Below are 14,918 nucleotides of genomic sequence, written 5' to 3'. Positions count from 1 at the left end.
TACCGAATCAAAAAGTAATGATATTTTTTGGCGTAATGCAATAATCAAGAGCTATATCGTGCAATTCCGATGGAATAATTAACTCTGCTGAAAAAAAACTCAACCCAATCTTCAATACTGATGGATCAAGGCTAGCCAAAAACACATCATAATAGCCTTTTCCAAAACCGATTCTATTTCCGTTTTGATCAAAAGCTAGCAGTGGGACAAATACTACTTGAATCAACTGATTGGTGGCTAATTTATAATCCACCGGAAGTGGAATTCCCCACTTATCAAACTCAAACTTGGTCTTAGGCATCAAAAGTAATGTCTGTAATTCCAGAGAACCGAGCTCCACCCTTGACGTGTAAATGTGACTTGCTCTTTCCTCCAGATAATCTCTAATTGAATAAGTATTGATTTCGCGTAGTTCAGGGATTGGAAAAAATAAATGGAAATGCTTGAGCTCTTCTCTCTTATCCAAAAAAGCTATTACGTTATTGGTGATCTGAACTGACAAATCCTCCAGTTCTTTATCTGACAAAGCCGCTCGTAGCTCTTTGTAAAAAGTTCTTAATTCATGCTTATCAAGACTCATTTGACAATACCATCATCCTAAAATCCAAGGGATCAAAATTGTTCAAAAGCTCAGAGATAAATTCAGGATTGCTCATGTAAAATTGCATCATGTTTACAACTCTCTCTTGCGGACTACCTCCTGGCTTCACTAGATCTTGAATACAACAGGCACGTTCTATCTGAGTATGCAATCTTCGCTCTTCAGCTTTACGCAGCTTTTTAGCCATCTGCTCGATAATTTTCAATGAGCGAACTTTCCCAGCTTCAAATGCATTTTTTAGGCTTTTCTCCAAATGTGATGCTTCCCTTCCTTTTGCGTCAAACAAGGTGGAAATAATTTCTTTTTGCTTAGACAACTCAATGTCCATACTTGCTTCAGTCTTCACAAAAGTTTTTTTCCAATGCTCTACATCCACAAATAGATCTTCTGCCTCCCAATTCAATTGCTCCATTTTCCTTTGCACTTTCTTAGTCAGAAGCAAAGCAAAATTACGCGGCAATAATACAGGAAATGGAATTGTGAAATATTCAAAAACTCCTTTCAACTGTAACCAGTAAACAACCTCAGCTGGACCACCTAAATAAGCCAAATTTGGTAAGATGACTTCCTGATATAATGGACGCAATACCACATTTGGACTAAATCGTTCAGGTTGCTTTTCTACCAAAGCTCTCATTTCTTCATCTGTGAACCGCAACTCAGTATTTACCACGCCAAATCCAGATTCCATTTTTTCAATCCGCTCTCGAACACCTTTGTCTAGGTAGAAGAAATTAACCTCTCGGGGAAATATCTGACTACTATAACCCAGCTCCCCAAGTGCTGCAGTGGCCTCGGAGGCTTTATTAAAAGGCTTATGATCAAATAAATCGGAAAGAATCACTTCTGAAAACCCTCTTTTTAATTTCGCATCATCCCCATCCACGATGAGCAAACCCTCTTCTCCAAAGATTGAATTAACATACTTACGAACTGCCTCACTTAAAGTCTTTGAAGAAGAATATGCCTCCAAAAACACATCTGGGGCAAAAGAAACCGATTTCAGAAACTCTTTGAAACCTTTGTCCAACTCAAAATCCCCCACAGCACCTTTCTGCTCTGAGTTCCATTGATATTTTTTGCCATCAAGCTTGAAGTAATTGATCTCATCAAAATCGTGATCTTCAGTAGCCATCCAATACACTGGAACAAAGTTGTACTCCGGATAAGTCTCAGCTAGTTTTTTGGCAAGATTAATCGTGGAGACAATTTTATAAATAAAGTATAATGGCCCAGTGAAGAGGTTAAGTTGATGACCGGTAGTCACAGTAAACGTACGATCAGAGGCCAAAGCCTCAATATTAGAAGCTACGGCGTAGCTAACTTCCTGGTTGGCGTATTGGCTCTGGAGCACATCGCATAGCACTTTGCGATTTGCTTCGGAAAAAGTCTTCTCTGCTATTGCTTGCTTGAAGCTTTCCAACTTTGGAGTGTGCGTATAAAAAGGCAAAAGTTCCTTTTTCCCATTGATATAATCCAAAAAAAATTGTGAAAACTGTCCCGTTTGATGGAGTTCTACGCAATGTTTTTTCATAAGGAATGTGAGCTGAGGATTATATTGGGGATTTAACTTAGGCAATCTTTCCAAAGTTCGTTTTTTTTTTGAAAAAATCAGGAAAGCTTACATCAAAGGGGTTGTTTCTGGTTAAACTGAAGTTTTAGCACAAAGGTTTATTTAAAATCCGCTTTCCCGATTAGCCAGAATTGCCAATTATCTTAGCTTTGCAAGCTACAATTATGCTACCCTACACAAGATTTTTCCTAGAAAACGGACTGGAAGTGATCGTCCATGAGGATCACGGCAGTAAAGTCGCCGTTTTCAACCTACTTTATAAAGTTGGATCCCGAAATGAATCCCCCGGTAAAACCGGCCTTGCACACTTCTTCGAGCATCTGATGTTCGGAAGTTCTGCTAATGTTCCTGTTTTTGACCGTGAACTTGAACGTGCCGGAGGCGCTTGCAATGCATTTACCAGTCCCGACATCACCAATTACTACATCACGATTCCTGCGGCGAACCTGGAAACTGCTTTTTGGCTAGAGTCAGACCGAATGCTTCAATTGACACTAAGCGAGAAAACCATTGAAACTCAACGTAAGGTGGTAATGGAAGAATATAAGCAGCGCTACCTCAATCAGCCATATGGCGATGTATTCCATCATTTACGGGATCTCGCCTACGATACTCACCCTTATCGTTGGCCCACTATAGGTCAGAATCTAGACGACATCATCAACTATACTCAAGAAGATGTCTGGAGCTTTTATCAGGCTAACTATAGGCCTGACAATGCTGTGCTCGTGGTTGCAGGTGCCGTGACACAGGCTGAAGTAGAGCGATTGGCGAAGAAATGGTTTGAACCAATTCCGAATCTTTCAAAATCAGATCTACAGATTCCGATCGAGTTACACCAACACTCTAAAAAAATAAAGGTGGTGGAAGCCGCTGTGCCTACCGATGCATTATATAAAGCATATAAAATGCCTGCTAAATTGGCTGAGGGATATTTGGAGGCCGATTTGATTACAGATATTATAGGTTTTGGAAAATCTTCCTTGCTTGAGCAAACCCTGGTAAAAAACGGAAAGCTATTCGCATCTGTGGGAGCTTATATTTTAGGCTCCGTGGATCCTGGACTTTTAATTTTCTCAGGAAAAATGGAATCGGGCGTATCAGCGGAAGAAGCCGAAAATTCGTTGGATGAAGTGGTTTCCAAATTCCTGACTACCGAAGTTTCCGATTACACGCTTCAAAAGGTAAAAAACCAAGGCGAGGCTATGAAAACCTACGAATCCATTCAAGTACTTAATAGGGCAATGAATCTTGCAAATTATGCCCAACTTGGTAATCCTGACCTGTATTACGAGGAATTCGAAAACAAAGCAAACTTAAAAGGAGACGAAATAATGACTTGGGCGAATCGCCTGATCCAAGAAGGAAACTCCTCTGTCTTATATTATAAATCTGTACCTGCATGAACAAATTCAGAATAGGTTTCGGCTACGACGTCCATCAACTGAAAGAAGGCTACGACTTCTGGTTGGGTGGGATCAAATTAGAATATGAAAAAGGTGCGGTTGGTCATTCCGATGCAGATGTTTTGATACATGTGATTTGCGATGCACTTCTCGGAGCATCAAACCTTCGAGACATCGGATATCATTTTTCCGATCAAGACCCTAAATTCAAGGGAATAGACAGCAAGATTTTACTTGCCGAGGTCATGATTCTCCTTCGTAAAGCTGGCTATGAAGTGGGTAATTTAGACACTACCATTTGCCTGCAATTACCCAAAGTCAATCCACATATTCCTACTATGAAAAAGTGCCTAGCTGAAGTCATGAAGATCTCTGAAAATGATATCTCCATCAAAGCTACGACAACTGAGAAACTTGGATTTGTGGGAAGACAAGAAGGCATTTCGGCATATTGCTCGGCTTTAATATATTCGGTATGAGCGGAAATCTGAAAATCATCACCACTGAGGACGGTTCGCATTCTCTTTATGATGAAGAACTAAAGGAATCCTATCACAGTTTTCATGGGGCTTTCAAAGAATCCATACACGTATTTATGCTTTATGGGCTGGACTCTTGGGTAATGAATAACCCGAACAAAAAGCCCCTTCGCATCTTTGAAGTGGGTTTTGGTACAGGATTGAATGCTTGGCTGACACTTGTTTGGGCAGAACAAAATCAGATCCCGGTGCTTTATCACACCATTGAGCCATTTCCATTGACTGAGGAGATTTATTCTCAACTCAACTATGGAGACATGGACGATGCTATTTTTCATTACAAGCCATATTTACAGCGATTGCACAAAGCTGCCTGGAACGAAGGCATTATCATGTCAGAATATTTCAACATGAAAAAGGAAAAATCAACACTTCAGGATGTGGTACTTTATCCTAGCGATGTGGTCTTCTATGACGCTTTTGCCCCAAGCAAACAGCCAGAGATGTGGCAAAAAGAGATGCTCAGTAAAGTTTGTGCATCACTGAACCCTGGCGGGATATTCACCACTTACTGTGCCACCGGTCAGCTGAAAAGAGATTTGAAAGAAATAGGTTTAGAAGTTGAAACCTTACCCGGACCTCCGGGCAAAAAAGAAATGACTAGGGGCTGGAAGAAATAAAACTTTCAATTGGAATGATGTTTGGAGTTTACAACTAGTTCTGGGTTTGATGTAGTAAGTGAAAAGTTCTTAGCGATTATAGCTTATAAAAGTGGAAAGTCAGCTTATCATTGAAACTCATGAAAAATTCTTTCGAAGAATTTAATCATGGGAAATTGCAATCAACAATCTTGATTATTTTGAGTCAGAATTTGCTTTTTGCATTCCTCTTTATCAAAAGAAAACTAATTTGAGAACGTCCCAAAATTCTGATGTTCAGTAATTTATCCACACAATAAAAATGATCACAGGCATAATTCTATTGCTTTTAAACCTAATTACACCTCAATTCACAGAGGCTGGTCAAGCAAAGTTGGAAAAAATGGTAAGTGACCGTGATGCGCTCACCCAGCAATGGAAAGAATCAGAAAGTAAAAAATCTGGAATCTTTGGCAATCGCACCAAAAAAGACATGATCGAAACAAATGAATGGCTAGAGCGAATCATTCAAAAGGACAATTTGATTATGGATGAGCTGAGAATGATCGGTGATATAGAAACTACCACTGCCACCCAGACGGGAGAAGATTACAAGGCAATTGCTTTCAGATTAGAAAAGGATGTACAGGCTTTGAAAAGAGCCGTAGCCGAAAGAGACAAATCCATGGAAAAAATGCTCTCTACTCGAAGAACATTTGAATGGACTACCACTATTTTTTTCCTCACCACTTTGGGATTGGGATATTGGGTGTACAAAAGCAAAAAAAATGCCTAATCTACCCTGACAAAGGTTTGAGAAGGAAATTCAATACAGTCATTATCTGGGTTTACTTTCCAACAATCTTCCTGAAAAGTAAATTGACGCATATCACTGGAAAAGGTCAATTTGCCCTTTGGTACCCTGAAAAAATCAACTATACCTGGATTCATTTTGTCTTTAGGCCCATAAAAAGGACCATTTTCACCCCCACCAAAATAAATCAACGCATCAGAATAATAGTACTGAAAAATACTTTCTTCTAAGTTATACCAGGAAGAAGCGGTCATTCTATACCCTAATTCCTCACCAAATTCTGTTTTTCTGACAGTGGCTGTAAGGTCAAATACGCTATCACTTTTGAATCGGTAACTATCTACAATCCAAATATCCAATGAGTCCATATAACTTCGGCTTTCCCAAGTTCCGATAAGTGGAGATCTTGGATCTTCTTCCTCAATACAGGACACCAGACTCACTAAAAAGAAAACAAATACAAATGGATAGGCAGTTTTCATGGAAAGATTTTTTTGGTTGATAAACCTTATGACGAAAAAAATAATTCAACCGTTACAAGCAAGCATTAAATTTTACTTCAATCTAGCTATAGCAGTTCTTCCTCCCTTGGTAGTGTCTTCTAGTCCAACAAGAACTTCAGCGTCCAGTGGAAGAAACACATCTACCCGAGATCCAAATTTGATAAATCCGAATTCTCCGCCTTGAACTAATTCTGAGCCTGGCTTCACATACCATTTAATTCTTCTTGCCATAGCTCCGGCAACCTGCCTTACCAGCAGTTTAGTCCCACTCTCATGTTTCAAAACCATGGTCGTACGCTCATTCTCAGTACTTGATTTTGGGTGCCATGCAACCAAGTATTTGCCAGGATGATACTGAAAAAACTCTACGATCCCTGCTATTGGAGATCTAGTGATATGAACATTGATGGGAGACATGAAAATCGACACTTGTCTTCGGTTTTCTTTCAAATACTCTCCCTCGAAAGTCTCCTCAATCACCACTACTTTCCCATCCACGGGAGCATAAACCAAGCTATCATCAGATGGTAATTGGAAAACTGGACTTCTAAAAAACTGTAGAATAATCAGGTAGAGCACGATACTGCCCAATACGGCAACATTAGAAAGTACCCTGGCATCTGGCATAAAATAGATGATCAGGTAATTTCCGGCAACTAAGATAATCAGCAGCCAAAATAACAAAACTCTTCCCTCGCGGTGTATGGTCATAACATAAGTCGTATTAAATCAATTACTTATAATTAATTAGAGATCAATTGAACATTCCTAATCATAAACTAATTGATTTTAAGTGCAATTTACTGGCATTTAGTGACACATAAAAATGAAAATATCCAACCTATTAAATTAGCTAATTCAAAGCTTGATAGATGAACTAATTTTTAAAATCCCTAGTTCTTCTCGATATTAAAGTAAATCCAAAAAAATGACAAAATTAATATTAGACATTAAAACATGTATAGCGGAGGCACATGCCTTTACTGCTAACCTTGGCCAATCTAATCATGACCAATCTAATGCTATTTCGAAAGAATATTTACTCAGCAACGTTAAAGGTTTAGATCCAACGAAACTTCAAATTGCTCTTATTGAGATGAAAGAAGCAAGAGAGATTGAATTTGATAGCTTAAACGATACCATATTTCTGACTCAAAGCTACCAACCCTAAGTCATTGTCTCTCAAATGAGAATTAGAGTGTTGATAATTCGAAATCAATAAACAACTATGAGAAAAGTTGATTTTGTTGAGATTGGTAGTTTAGCTTCTTATTTGGGTAAAAACGGTCGGATATTAATACGAGAATTCGATATTAATCTTTGCTTAGATTACCTGCCCGTGCGACTTATTAAATCGAACGGTGAAATTGAGAACCTCCGTTGTTCTGCTAAACTCACCGATCTTATTCAAAAGGTAAGATCTGTAGTACAGTATTTACCTTATTTCATTGTAATTGAGACTTCCCTTAAAAGGAAATCAATATCCATTAATAGGGTAAATGATGATCAATGCGATTTAAAAAATTACGCAGTAGAAATTGAAACTATTCAAGAAACATCTGAAATAATAAGGAACGCACTCAAAATCCAGACTGATTCCGCTCATGAAAGAGATTAGAATTGGCACAATTCCTAACTCCCTGTGCATTTTTAAAAGAATTTGTCAATATTCACTAAGAATACAAGGCTAGGAATTCCAAATTTAAAAATATTGCATGTCATTTCCGATATTTGTTTCAATGGATTTTAACCTGTGATTTAATAGCAAAACTGGTCAACTAGGGATAAATAGAATATTTCAATTTGTCGAATAGTCTCATATCTTTATTTTTTTAATAAAAGGATATATGAGTGATTTGATAGTAGCGTTTCTTCTTATTGCCTCAATTTTTGGAGGAGGGGGATTGTTTATTTTATTAATAGGTGAGGTATTTGAAAAAGATGATAATAAACCACTGTCTAAGAGAATTGGCCCCCTTATTGGATTAATATTTTTGTTACTTTTTTTGTATAAAATCTTTTTTTATTGATCATTAACCAAAAAATATAGCTCAGCATTTTTATTTGCTCTTCCGCTTTCCCAGTCATAAGCTTCAAAACTAAAAGGCGTGGAGAAATCCCCACGCCTCAAAGATAAAATAATCTTTCGATAGAAAAGGCTTAGAATCCTCCCCTGTATGTATATGTCTTCGCAACTTTATCGATTGCTACGATATAAGCTGCTATTCTCATCGGCACTTCATATTTCAGGGAAGTTTGATAAACAGTATCAAAAGCATCTTTCATGATTCTATCAGAACGGCGATTTACGCGGTCAGCAGTCCATTTGTAGCCCAACCTATTTTGAACCCATTCGAAATAAGATACCGTCACTCCTCCAGCATTTGCCAAAATATCCGGTACGGCCATGATTCCCTTTTCGTTGATGATAGCATCAGCTTTTGCGGAGGTTGGGCCATTAGCACCTTCTACAATTAATTTTGCTTTGATATCATTTACATTCTGAATGGTAATTACATCTTCAACTGCTGCAGGTACGAGCACATCCACATCCAAAGTAAGTAAGTCACTGGCAATGGCCATTTTCTCACCTCCCGAAAATCCTTCAAGATTCCCACCGTTTGTATCTCTATATTCTATAGCTTCTACGATATTTATCCCTTTCTCATTGTAGAAGGCACCGGTATGATCTGAGATTGCTACGATCTTCAAGCCTCTTTCTTCTAGGAGTCTGGCTGCCCAGGATCCTACATTTCCAAAACCCTGTACTACACAGGTAGCCTGAAAAGGATTGATTTTCAGTTTTTGCATGGCTGCCAATGCAGATACCATTACCCCACGACCAGTTGCTTCGGTTCTTCCAAGGGATCCACCCAATACTAAAGGCTTACCGGTCACGACCGAACTCACAGTCATCCCTTTTGCTTTAGAATACTCATCCATAAGCCAGGCCATTTCTCGTGGACCTGTTCCCATATCCGGAGCTGGGATGTCCTTATCTGGACCAAAAACGTCTATCATCGACATAGTGTATGCTCTGACAAGTCGTTCGATTTCTCCCTTCGACATCTCTCGGGGATTACATCTCACTCCGCCTTTACCCCCACCATAAGGAATGTCTACCACGGCACATTTCCAGGTCATCCAAGCAGCTAGTGCACGGACCTCATCGATGTGAACATCGGGAGCAAAGCGGATACCGCCTTTTGCAGGGCCTAGAATGTTAGAGTGGATTACTCGAATACCTTCAAAGACTTGGATTTTTCCACTGTCCATCGTGATAGGAAGGGATACGATTACTTGTTTGGCTGGATTTTTCAGAACATTGTACACCTCATCGGAGAGGCCAAGCTTTTCAGCTGCAATGTTGAATCTTTCCATCATTGACTCCAAAGGATTCTCTTTATCCTTGATCGGAGCCGGTTCAATGTAAGCCATATTCGGGTTTGATTTAGTTATTCAAATGCGGTGTAATATTAAGCAGATTTTCAATCAACAGGGTCTAAAATTAGAATATTTTCAAAAAGGCAGTGATAAATGGGGCTGAAAGTAACAATCCGTCAAAACGATCCATAAACCCCCCATGCCCAGGAAGTCCCTTTCCAGAATCCTTGATTTCTATAGACCGCTTAAAAAGCGACTCAATCAGATCTCCATAAGTGCCTGCAATAATTATAATTCCGGCAATTACTAACCATTTCCAATCATCTATCACATGGAAATATCGTGTCAGGACAAAAGCAACTCCTATTGCTGAAAATGCTCCTCCCAAAAATCCTTCCCATGATTTTTTTGGGGAAACCCGTTCGAATAACTTAGTCTTACCAAATTTTGTTCCCGCAAAATAAGCTCCAGTATCGCTGGCCCAGAGAATCAAAAGACAGCCAATGATAATCTGATAATTATAGGTGGCTCCTACTGAAAATACGGCAAGATTTAGCAATGAAAAGGGTACTGCCACATAAAATAGACCTAAAAAGGTATACGCAACGCCCGTGAAAGGTTTTTTATCTGTTTTACGATAAAGCTTAATAAAAAAAGTAAGTGAGACAATTGGAAAGATGAAAAAGAAATATTCGATGGGTAGATGCTCCTTCTCCACCATAAAGGTCAGACAGAATATCATCAGTCCCAGAAAAGTACCAAAGCTCTTCAGCGGTAGCATCCCGTCCAATCCGCTGAGCTTATAAAACTCCATTTGGGAAAACCCTAAAATCCCTGCAAAAACCAGAAAATAGGTATAGTCAGAATAAATGCACCCCCCCACTATAACCAATGCTCCAAACAATGCAGTGATGGCTCTCTGCCCCAGATTACTGTAATTATTGATACTAAAACGTGATCTCATTCTGGATTAGGTTATTAGCCAACATCAAATCTTCTCGCTGCACATGCACCTCGTAGTTTCCAAAAATCTGATAAACGGTTTCTTTTTTATTTAATATAACAGCTTGTATTTGATGCTCTTCCAAGACTCCTTTGACAATTTCAGCTCTCACTTGCATAGGGCTTTCAAACACCTTGTTCCAGTTCTCCATTGGGTTTATTTATTTTCTTAAAGTAAAAGATTCCAGCCAAAAGAACTAATAAGCCTAAAATAGCTACAGGATAAGATATTGTATCTGTCGATTCAACATCAAAATCTATCATCCCTTCATTTGAAGCATAGACCAACAATATAGTAAAGGTATTATTTACTATATGAGCTAATATAGGATATGTGAGGCTTCCAGAATAATAATAAAGGTAACCAAACATCCCTCCTAAAAATAACCGAGGCAGGAAACCATAAAACTGAACATGAATTGCAGAGAAGATAAATGCTGTAAGCCAGATTCCAACGTGTTCATTTCCGGTATATAACTGCATCTTAGGCTGAATCAATCCTCTGAAAAACATCTCCTCGCCAATTCCGGCAAGTACACCGATCACCAAAACCCCTGTTAATAGCTCGGGAATTGTCTGAAAATCGGTCATGAACTCTGTGAGTTCCATGAGTTGCTGCTCCATCTCTTTCATCCAAACTTCCATTCCTGACATAAACTCCGGCAAAACCAGCATGGAATTAAGATGGATTAAAAGGCTATTGAAAAGCATTCCGCCTATTGTGAGCAATATGACCAATCCAGCTCCTTTACCATTAAACCTGGGTAATTGAACTTCCCAATGCAGATTGGCTCTGTCCACAAAATGCATGATCACATATGCTGCTACCCAAAACCCAATCCCAGATCCGATTCCCTGAATAAAAAACATCGCCATTCGACCATTATTGGGTGAATAATCCCCTGTCATCAGTCCCATAATCTCTGGAATCGAGATATTGAAAAGAAACGGCGCTAAAGCAAGTGCGGCGACCTGTAAGATGATTAAGACTCCAATAGACACTAAAACAGTGACTACCAAGGACAAAAGCCAACTCTTTCTCTTGGCAATTTCTGTTTCCGTTTCGTATATCTCCATAATTGAGGTAAATTTACGCGCAAATTTAAAATAAGAAGTGGTTAAGATAGGAAACTTGGAGTTAGGGGAGTTCCCATTGTTGCTTGCACCAATGGAAGATGTGAGTGATCCACCGTTCAGGGCAGTCTGCAAACAAAATGGTGCCGACCTGATGTACACGGAGTTTATCAGCTCAGAAGGCTTGATTCGCGACGCTGCAAAGAGCATAGCAAAGCTTGATATTTTCGATTATGAGAAGCCTATTGGGATTCAGATCTTCGGCAATGAAATTGACTCCATGCGTGAGGCAGCAGCTATCGTGGAAGAAGCCAGACCAGATATCCTGGATATCAATTATGGTTGTCCCGTTAACAAGGTAGCGTGCAAAGGCGCCGGAGCTGGAATACTCTTAGACATCGACAAGATGGTCTCTATGACAGCCGAGATCGTAAGAGCTGTAAACATCCCTGTGACAGTTAAAACCCGACTAGGTTGGGACAATGACACCATCCGCATAGTGGAAGTAGCAGAGCGGCTTCAGGACGTAGGAATTCAGGCTATCAGTATTCATGCACGTACACGAAAGCAGATGTACAAGGGAGAAGCTGACTGGAGTTACTTGAACAAGGTGAAAGAAAATTCACGTTTATATATTCCTGTCTTTGGAAACGGAGATATAGATTCACCCAAGAAGGCGCTGGAATACAAGAATAAGTACAACGTCGATGGCATGATGATCGGTAGGGCATCTATCGGATACCCGTGGATTTTCAATGAGATCAAGCATTTTCTTGCCACTGGAGAAAAACTTGCCGCTCCTGGGCTGGAAGAAAGAATTGCTGTCGCTAAAAAGCACTTGGATTTTTCCGTAGAATGGAAAGGTCCAAAACTCGGGATCCTAGAAATGAGAAGACACTACACAAACTACTTCCGGGGAATGCCAAATTTCAAACAATATCGTGCTGAAATGGTTACTGCTGAAACTTATGAACATGTTTGTGAGATTTTAGAACAAGTCTCTGATGTCTATGCGGATCACGTTTTTTAGAAGTGATCAAGATGAATAATGGTAAAGTTGTAGTGTTTGCTTCAACTTTACCACTATTCTAAGCCTGGTGACACTCCGGAAAAGCCTGCTTGATTTAAGTCAGTATTCATTGAATTAGAAGGTACGAAACAAAAAATCGGATAGATGGATAGGTTGCACACCTTCAATTGATTCCCTTAATCGTCCGAAATAGGATATTCTTGCGATCATTTTATTTGTGGTTACAACCTTAAGAAGAACAATAAACTTGATTTAAAAATGGTCATAACCCTAAAAACTTTAATTTTTAAAACTTGTATGGCTATATTCTAAAGCTGTTGTTCTAATATTCGTTTTTGGTTTTCACTCATATAAAAATCTCTTAATTTATCCATCCTCAAACACTTTTTTATTGCCTGTTCAGCTTGCTACACGAATACTATAACCCGTTTACTTTTCCCAAAGTAAAGATATCTGTCAGTTGATGTCTAACTTACAATTTTCCTCCGCTCTAAGTAAGAAACTTTTCTTGGTTTTGCTTCCTTTGCAAAGCAGACAATCCTCTGTCATAGCCGATGTCCACTACCACCACCGACAGCAATCTCAAAAACTGGGGTTTACTCATTCTTTTGTCTCTGATTTGGGGCAGCTCATTTATCCTCATCAAAAGAGGATTGGAAGTATTTTCAGCAGGAGAAGTTGGCGCTTATAGAATTGTGGCTGCTGCCACATTCCTATTGCCGCTTTCTATCCCAAGAATTAAAAATCTTGATAAAACCCAGATCAAAAATCTGATCATCGTGGGATTGGTAGGGAGTTTTATTCCTGCTTTTCTTTTTGCAAAAGCCCAGACTCAACTAAGTAGCTCCTTAACAGGTGTCCTCAATGCTCTCACTCCACTTGCTGTGGTCGTGATCGGTGCTTTATTTTTCAATTCCAAAATTACCCGCCGAAATGGAATAGGCTTAGCCATTGCATTTATTGGAGTTTTCATATTGGTGACTGTCAAAGAAGGGGCTGGATTCGGTGCTTTTGCTGATATCAACTCACATGCATTCTATGTGATCTTAGCTTGTATCTGTTATGGGTTCAACCTGAATATTATCAAATACCGTTTCCAAAAACTCAAACCCATAGAAATTACCGCGATTTCCTTGATTATGGTTTTGCCCATGGCATTGATCTACCTGATGGCTGGCACTCAGTTTTCTTACAAAGTAGTAAATGTGGACGGTGCGATACCAGCGTTGGGATATGTCACCCTATTGGGAGTAATGGGTACTGCAATAGCACTGATTATTTTTAATGTGATGGTAAAGACCGCCACTCCTGTCTTTGCTGCTTCAGTGACCTACATTATTCCGATTGTGGCCATCTTCTGGGGTGTGCTTGACGGGGAAGTTTTGCTAATAGGGCACTACGTAGGGATTGTAGCTGTAATTTTAGGTGTTTGGTTCGGGAATAAGAAAAAGGTGGTTCAGTCTTGATTTTCAGCCACAAAAGCCTTCTTCTCCCTTTTACTCATTTCTACAGTGATCAATTCCTCTGGGTGCACCACCGTCAGTTCTTGGCTTTTGGCTAAGTCTGACTCCCCTTCCTTAGAGATAAACTTCATGGGAGTCATTTCATACTTAAGCTTAGCTTTCCCGTCCTTCGCAGGTTTCATATTGGCTAATCTTACGTGAAAGCCAGAGTTATAATCTTCACCGGCTGACTCTGCGATAACATCACCAGGAAAAACCAGTTGACCAAGTTTCACTTTTTCACTTCCAGGCCTCAGTACCATTATCTTGGTCAGGGATCCATCCTCATGAAAAAGCTCAATGTAGTTTTCACCCCTGTCAAAATCCAGATTATTCTTTTCAGCATATTTATCCATACTAATCTCTGAAACGACTCCTTTGCGAGGAGCCACAATCTCGGTAGGTAAGCCAAAACTAAAAGAAACACCTACATACTCTTTATTCTCCTCCTTCGGCTGGAGACGATTTTCGATGTGAGTCATACGAATGCCTGTCGCGATAGTCCCTTCCGGTAAAGGGATCAAATAAACTGGTTCACTTTTAGACTTAGCAAAGTAATCTCCCTTAACGAAGGAATAGGTGTAGCGCAAATTGGTTGCCTGACCTTCAGTCCTAGGTTTTAGTGAAGACACTTTGGATCTGCCAGGACGTGCTATTACCAATCCTGAAGATCCAACAGGGAGTATATTCGTAAGCTCAGAAAAATCAATCAATATCGTATAGGGAACTTGGGATGCATTCATAGCATATATCTCTATGGCACCACCTTCTTTCCTTTCTGACTCCAAAGTGATTTGAGCCATACCGGGCATGCTACTTGAGCAAAAAATTATAAATACTAGAAATGAACGCATATTTTAATGTTTGAGTAGAAACTGGAATAACTCTGCTAGATAGCTAGCGTAAAGGATA

The 14,918-nt window shown here is 39.5% G+C and carries 17 protein-coding genes; 8 read left to right on the top strand and 9 right to left on the bottom strand.

Going from position 1 to position 14,918, the window contains the following annotated elements; translation table 11 throughout:
* Positions 1-7 precede the first annotated feature (7 nt).
* Positions 8-580, bottom strand: coding sequence for a 5-formyltetrahydrofolate cyclo-ligase (locus tag SYJ56_RS15250; RefSeq protein ID WP_323835518.1), 573 nt, complete (start codon positions 578-580; stop codon positions 8-10).
* The gene (bshC, locus tag SYJ56_RS15245; RefSeq protein ID WP_323835516.1) at positions 570-2,135 is read right to left on the bottom strand and encodes a bacillithiol biosynthesis cysteine-adding enzyme BshC; all 1,566 of its coding nucleotides are present in this window, start codon (positions 2,133-2,135) and stop codon (positions 570-572) included. The genes SYJ56_RS15250 and bshC overlap by 11 nt, the downstream gene beginning before the upstream one ends.
* Positions 2,136-2,338: 203 nt before the next feature.
* On the opposite strand from bshC, the gene SYJ56_RS15240 reads away from it, so the two are divergent.
* The 4 genes from SYJ56_RS15240 to SYJ56_RS15225 all read left to right on the top strand — a co-directional run bounded on the left by SYJ56_RS15240 (position 2,339) and on the right by SYJ56_RS15225 (position 5,493).
* Positions 2,339-3,580, top strand: coding sequence for a M16 family metallopeptidase (locus SYJ56_RS15240; protein WP_323835515.1), 1,242 nt, complete (start codon positions 2,339-2,341; stop codon positions 3,578-3,580).
* Positions 3,577-4,059, top strand: coding sequence for a 2-C-methyl-D-erythritol 2,4-cyclodiphosphate synthase (gene ispF / locus SYJ56_RS15235; protein ID WP_323835514.1), 483 nt, complete (start codon positions 3,577-3,579; stop codon positions 4,057-4,059). Before SYJ56_RS15240 ends, ispF begins: the two co-directional genes overlap by 4 nt.
* Positions 4,056-4,739, top strand: coding sequence for a tRNA (5-methylaminomethyl-2-thiouridine)(34)-methyltransferase MnmC2 (gene mnmC2, locus SYJ56_RS15230; protein ID WP_323835513.1), 684 nt, complete (start codon positions 4,056-4,058; stop codon positions 4,737-4,739). Before ispF ends, mnmC2 begins: the two co-directional genes overlap by 4 nt.
* Before the next feature lie 280 nt (positions 4,740-5,019).
* Positions 5,020-5,493: a Clp protease ClpB gene (locus SYJ56_RS15225; protein ID WP_323835512.1), complete on the top strand. Its 474-nt coding sequence runs from the start codon at positions 5,020-5,022 to the stop codon at positions 5,491-5,493.
* On the opposite strand, the gene SYJ56_RS15220 is transcribed toward SYJ56_RS15225, so the two are convergent.
* Together SYJ56_RS15220 and SYJ56_RS15215 are read right to left on the bottom strand one after the other, a co-directional pair.
* Positions 5,490-5,993 (bottom strand): hypothetical protein, encoded by a 504-nt coding sequence (locus SYJ56_RS15220; RefSeq protein ID WP_323835511.1) that lies wholly within the window; start codon positions 5,991-5,993, stop codon positions 5,490-5,492. The genes SYJ56_RS15225 and SYJ56_RS15220 overlap by 4 nt on opposite strands.
* A 72-nt stretch (positions 5,994-6,065) precedes the next feature.
* Positions 6,066-6,725 (bottom strand): phosphatidylserine decarboxylase family protein, encoded by a 660-nt coding sequence (locus tag SYJ56_RS15215; RefSeq protein WP_323835510.1) that lies wholly within the window; start codon positions 6,723-6,725, stop codon positions 6,066-6,068.
* A 217-nt stretch (positions 6,726-6,942) separates the two neighbouring features.
* Here SYJ56_RS15215 and SYJ56_RS15210 point away from each other — a divergent pair, with 217 nt between their 5' ends.
* Complete coding sequence (locus tag SYJ56_RS15210) at positions 6,943-7,185, top strand: hypothetical protein (RefSeq protein ID WP_323835509.1); 243 nt, start codon at positions 6,943-6,945, stop codon at positions 7,183-7,185.
* Between the two features lie 57 nt (positions 7,186-7,242).
* Positions 7,243-7,632, top strand: coding sequence for a hypothetical protein (locus SYJ56_RS15205; protein ID WP_323835508.1), 390 nt, complete (start codon positions 7,243-7,245; stop codon positions 7,630-7,632).
* Between the two features lie 542 nt (positions 7,633-8,174).
* Here the strand turns inward: SYJ56_RS15205 and SYJ56_RS15200 are convergent.
* The 4 genes from SYJ56_RS15200 to SYJ56_RS15185 all read right to left on the bottom strand — a co-directional run bounded on the left by SYJ56_RS15200 (position 8,175) and on the right by SYJ56_RS15185 (position 11,477).
* The gene (locus tag SYJ56_RS15200) at positions 8,175-9,452 is read right to left on the bottom strand and encodes a Glu/Leu/Phe/Val family dehydrogenase (RefSeq protein WP_323835507.1); all 1,278 of its coding nucleotides are present in this window, start codon (positions 9,450-9,452) and stop codon (positions 8,175-8,177) included.
* Between the two features lie 70 nt (positions 9,453-9,522).
* Positions 9,523-10,362 (bottom strand): phosphatidate cytidylyltransferase, encoded by an 840-nt coding sequence (locus tag SYJ56_RS15195; RefSeq protein ID WP_323835506.1) that lies wholly within the window; start codon positions 10,360-10,362, stop codon positions 9,523-9,525.
* On the bottom strand, positions 10,346-10,552 hold the full coding sequence (locus SYJ56_RS15190; RefSeq protein ID WP_323835505.1) for a putative signal transducing protein: 207 nt from the start codon (positions 10,550-10,552) through the stop codon (positions 10,346-10,348). The genes SYJ56_RS15195 and SYJ56_RS15190 overlap by 17 nt, the downstream gene beginning before the upstream one ends.
* Complete coding sequence (locus SYJ56_RS15185) at positions 10,527-11,477, bottom strand: CPBP family intramembrane glutamic endopeptidase (RefSeq protein WP_323835504.1); 951 nt, start codon at positions 11,475-11,477, stop codon at positions 10,527-10,529. The genes SYJ56_RS15190 and SYJ56_RS15185 overlap by 26 nt, the downstream gene beginning before the upstream one ends.
* 37 nt (positions 11,478-11,514) lie before the next feature.
* Between SYJ56_RS15185 and dusB the strand changes: the two genes are divergently transcribed.
* Both dusB and SYJ56_RS15175 read left to right on the top strand, forming a co-directional pair.
* Positions 11,515-12,504, top strand: coding sequence for a tRNA dihydrouridine synthase DusB (gene dusB, locus SYJ56_RS15180; RefSeq protein WP_323835503.1), 990 nt, complete (start codon positions 11,515-11,517; stop codon positions 12,502-12,504).
* A 554-nt stretch (positions 12,505-13,058) separates the two neighbouring features.
* Positions 13,059-13,970, top strand: coding sequence for a DMT family transporter (locus tag SYJ56_RS15175; RefSeq protein ID WP_323835502.1), 912 nt, complete (start codon positions 13,059-13,061; stop codon positions 13,968-13,970).
* On the opposite strand, the gene SYJ56_RS15170 is transcribed toward SYJ56_RS15175, so the two are convergent.
* Positions 13,961-14,860, bottom strand: a complete 900-nt coding sequence (locus tag SYJ56_RS15170) for a hypothetical protein (protein ID WP_323835501.1) — start codon at positions 14,858-14,860, stop codon at positions 13,961-13,963. The genes SYJ56_RS15175 and SYJ56_RS15170 overlap by 10 nt on opposite strands.
* Positions 14,861-14,918 lie beyond the last annotated feature (58 nt).

It is taken from the genome of Algoriphagus aurantiacus, from assembly GCF_035156405.1.
In the GTDB taxonomy this organism is placed as follows: Bacteria; Bacteroidota; Bacteroidia; order Cytophagales; family Cyclobacteriaceae; genus Algoriphagus; species Algoriphagus aurantiacus.
Note: the sequence above shows the minus strand (reverse complement) of the source record. Positions and strands in the feature narration are given on the sequence as shown.